A 3499-nucleotide genomic window follows, 5' to 3' on the forward strand; every position below is an offset into this window, starting at 1 on the left:
GCACAGCGCGCTCAGATCCGCACAGTGGTCGGGGTGTTCGTGGGTGATGACCACGGCGTCGACCTCGCTCGCCGTGCACCGCTCCAGCAGCCGGGGCAGTGCCGCGTAGCCGAGGTCCAGGACCAGGCGGAACCCGTCAACCTCCAGCAGGAAACTGCTCGCCGCCCGGCCGGCCTCCGGCCAGGCGCCACACGTCCCCAGCACAGTCAGCTCGCGCACCGCCGCATGCTCCCACAAGGGCAGTCGACAGGGCCATCAACCGCCGACAGCTCCGCCTGAGGCATCGGCAACCGAAAGCCGCTCGACGGCGCGGCCTGCCGCCCCCACCCATGCGCCGGCCCCACTGATCCCGCACGACGCGCACCGCTGGGACGGGTACGTTGCCCCCTCCCCCACCGATTCCCCCTGGTTGACATGTCGCAGCGAAACTTGAGCGGCTCTCAGCGAAGGCTGGTGACCCGGAGCGTGCCTCGCAGACGATCCTCCTTCGCCCTTGTGCTTGCGGTGGCGGCGCGGCCGGTAGATCAGCCGTGCAGGCTCGCCCGGCTGATCTACCGGGTGCGTCGACTTCGAGATTCCGAAACAGAGCGGCAGGGCCCGCCAGGCGCACCCGCTGAGCAGGACGTAGACGATGACCGCGAACAGCGCCTCGTCAGGCGTGCCCTGGGTCCCGCCGTCCTGCGGCCGCACCACGTACCCCGCCCGACCGCCACGTCGGAACCCGCGCGGGTCAGTTGATGACGCCCCAGGCCTGGTTCTGGCCGCCGACGCAGTCCCACTGCTGGACGACCGCCCCGTGATCCGGCGCCTTCAGGGTCGGCTGGGCGGCGTCGAGGCACTTGTCGCTGTACAGGGAGCGGATCTGCCAGCGGTTGTCAGGACGCCGTTCCAGGTACCACTTCTGGTTCGTGCCGCCATGGCACGGCCACTGGATGATCTTGGCGCCGTTGTCCTTGCTCCACCCGGCGACGTCCAGGCACTTGCCGCTGTGCGCGGCCACGATCTCGAAGACGTTCTGGTAGGCGAGGTCGTTGCCGGCCCGGCGGAAGGTGAAGCGCTGGTTGGCACCGCCCCAGTAGTCCCAGACCACCGTGCCGGTGCCGTCCTGGGTGCTGCCCTGCCACACATCCACGTACAGCACTTGCTTGCCGTCCCGCTTCGACGTGTACGAGCTCCTGATCTTGTACTCGTGTCCGGCGTCCGTGAACGGGAAGGGGACGTAGCCGTCCGGGTACACCCGGTCCCAGGTGGCCTCCCAGTGCATCGCGGCCTGCTCGTTGGCCTTGCGGGCGGCGTCGCGCACGGACTCGGTCACGCAGATCTCGTCACCCGGTACGGCCTCCCGCGCCACGAGGCCGTACCGGCACCGGCCGTTGTCGTCGGTGTTCGAGTTGTTCGCCCTGTTCTGGTCCCAGGTCTGGTCGCGGACCTGGGGGGTCACGCAGACGTGGTCCTCAGGGTGCGACTCCCGCCAGACGTAGCCCTGCTTGCAGGTATCCGGGCCGTACGGGCCCGCCTTCGTCGCCGAGGCCGGAGCCGGGGCCGGAGCCGGAGCCGGGGCCGCGTTCGCCGGGAAGGCGCCCGGCCCGGTGCCTGCCAGGAGGCCGGCCAGCAGGAGGGCCCATGCGGCGGCTGGGCGCGGGCCTTTGAACGTTCGACTTCTTTCGGATGTTTCGAACATCAGGGTGCCCCCTGCGCTGAGTGGGGTGCGGCATCTTGAAGCCCCCCAGCCCCCGTCTTCATCGTGCACCCGGGGGCCGTGCCCCGCACGCGGACCGTTACTGAGCTCTTCGGATTGCTGTCGGTTCGTGGGTGAGGGCGAGTCCGGTGCGGGGCGGAGCTGAATGTGACGCAGGCTCCGGCGGAGGGTGCGTTCGCGGTGCTCGTCGTCGGTGAAGGCGGTGTTGGCCGGCGGGCCACGCCGTAATAGCGACCAGACACCCTGCATCGGAGAGGGTGTCTCACGTGGCAAGTTTCGCGAGCTTCTTGTAACAGGTCAGGGCGGCGGCCAGGCCGAGGAAGGCGAGGAAGTGCGAGCCCTTTCGTTCGTATCGGACGGTGAGGCGGCGGTAGCCGAAGAGCCAGGCGATCGACCGTTCGATATTCCAGCGGTGCCAACCGAGGCGTTTACCGGGCTCGATGCCAGGCCGCGCGTTGCGCGCGACGAGCCCGCGCTCGCGCAGCCAGGCCAGGTGTTCGGCGGAGAAGCAGGCCTTGTCCGCGCGGAGTTTGACGGGTCGGCGCCGCCGTGGTCCCCGGCGGGACGGGACGGCGGGTATGCCGCGGATGAGCGGCTTGAGGGCGAGGCAGTCGTGCATGTTCGCGCCGGACACGGCGACGGCGAGCGGGATGCCCTGGGCATCGGACAGCACGTGCAGCTTGCTGTTCGGCCCGGTCAGCGATCCCCCCTTTTGGCGCGCACGGAGGCCGCGTCGACGATCGCCGAGGTCCAGTCCACCTCGCCCCGGGCCCCGAGTTCGTCCAGCACCGCCCGCTGCAGCCGACGCCGCAGGCCGGCCTCGGTCCATACCGTGAAGGGGCGATGCGCGGTGGCGGGCGACGTGCCGAACGTCGTCGGCAGATGCCGCCAGGCACAGCCGCTGGTCAGCGCGTACACCACTGCCGTGAACACGGCCCGCTCGTCACACGGAGCGGTCCCACCACCTTGCGGACGAGCAGCGAACGACGGCAGGAACGGGGCGGCCGGCTCCCAGAGTTCATCAGGAATCAGACGCTTCGATAGATCAGCAATCAGCACCCACGACCGGCATCATGCCGCACGAACATCAAGTCACGTGAGACAACCTCTAAGCCTTGATTGGTGCGGCCGACCTGGCGGCCTGCTCGATCTTCGCGCAGTAGGCTGCACGGGCTTCCTCGTCGATCTGCTTCTCGTATTCGGCGCGCACCCCGGTCCGGCCGTCGAGGCCCTCGCGCAGGATATCGGCGTGCCCGGTATGCCGGATGGACTCGCCGAGGACATGGACCATGACGGCGAACAGGTTCGTGTTGGGATAAGGCTCCGGCCACCACGGCACGTGGCCAGGGGCGTCGAGGGGAAGCTCATTGATCGTCGCGTCAGAGTGTTCCCACGTGCGCCGGTAGAACGCGATGATCTGATCCCGGGTCTCGTCCTCGGTCGCCCACAGGTCTTCGCCGTTGGAGTCCTGCCACCGGGGCAGCGGTTCCGGGGAAGGGCGGTCGAAGACCTCGCCGAAGTACCTGGCCTCGACGGTGGCCACGTGTTTGACCAGGCCGAGGAGGTTGGTCCCGGTCGCTGTCAAAGGTCGGCGGGCGTCGTATTCGGACAAGCCGTCGAGTTTCCAGAGCAGCGCCTTGCGGTCCCGCCGCAGTCTCCCGTGCAGGTTGTCTTTCGCGAATTCATCGATCATGGGGCAGGAGCCTGCCATGGGCTGCTCGTGGTCTCAAGATCCCGTACGTGGTCCGCAACGACTGGCAGAGCCGAGGGCCTGGCCATGGCCGCCGCCCTTCTTTAAGG

At 68.8% G+C, this 3499-nt stretch carries 4 protein-coding genes and 2 pseudogenes; all 6 read right to left on the reverse strand.

The window, feature by feature from the left end; all coding sequences use genetic code 11:
- A partial coding sequence (locus BEK98_RS46865) for an MBL fold metallo-hydrolase (RefSeq protein WP_143684278.1) occupies positions 1–219 on the reverse strand: 219 nt, incomplete at its 3' end.
- Between the two features lie 342 nt (positions 220–561).
- A pseudogene (locus tag BEK98_RS49705) lies at positions 562–690 on the reverse strand (IS5/IS1182 family transposase); the annotation flags it as partial.
- Positions 691–730: 40 nt separating this feature from the next.
- Complete coding sequence (locus BEK98_RS49710) at positions 731–1441, reverse strand: RICIN domain-containing protein (protein WP_107428346.1); 711 nt, start codon at positions 1439–1441, stop codon at positions 731–733.
- 337 nt (positions 1442–1778) lie between these two features.
- Positions 1779–1972 (reverse strand): annotated as a pseudogene (locus BEK98_RS51540) (IS630 family transposase); the annotation flags it as partial.
- A protein-coding gene (locus BEK98_RS46880; protein WP_208643438.1) for an IS5 family transposase occupies positions 1962–2755 on the reverse strand; the annotation gives its coding sequence in 2 pieces (ribosomal slippage) (positions 1962–2405 and positions 2408–2755; 792 coding nt in all). The pseudogene BEK98_RS51540 and the gene BEK98_RS46880, both read right to left, overlap by 11 nt.
- Before the next feature lie 52 nt (positions 2756–2807).
- Entirely contained in the window at positions 2808–3392 is a 585-nt protein-coding gene (locus tag BEK98_RS46885) for a DinB family protein (protein WP_094222914.1), read from the reverse strand.
- Positions 3393–3499: the final 107 nt, after the last annotated feature.

The sequence above is a fragment of the Streptomyces diastatochromogenes genome (genome assembly GCF_002242805.1).
Classification (GTDB): Bacteria; Actinomycetota; Actinomycetes; order Streptomycetales; family Streptomycetaceae; genus Streptomyces; species Streptomyces diastatochromogenes.